Raw genomic sequence first — 251 nt, forward strand, 5'->3', positions numbered from 1 at the left:
CTCTGGTTGTTAATTTAGCAAGCGGCAACCGGAATGCATAAATAGCAAGGTGAGGGTCATAATGAAAATGGTCATTCAGAGCGTAATCAAAAGTGGTTTGGTCATCGGCTCCTTAATAGTGATGCCCACCTGGGCTGCAGACACTATCAAGTTAGGTGAGATTAATAGTTATACGGCAATGCCTGCTTTTCTTGAGCCGTACAAAAAAGGTTGGGAAATGGCAGTAGAAGAAGTGAAAGCCGCCGGTGGTG

Annotated in this window: 1 protein-coding gene; it reads left to right on the forward strand. The window is 45.0% G+C overall.

Annotated features, from left to right (window positions below; genetic code table 11):
* Window positions 1-61 precede the first annotated feature (61 nt).
* On the forward strand, window positions 62-251 hold a 190-nt coding region (locus tag Q4528_RS15060; protein ID WP_303522497.1), incomplete at its 3' end, for a hypothetical protein.

It is taken from the genome of Staphylococcus pasteuri (assembly GCF_030547725.1).
Taxonomy (GTDB): domain Bacteria; phylum Bacillota; class Bacilli; order Staphylococcales; family Staphylococcaceae; genus Staphylococcus; species Staphylococcus pasteuri.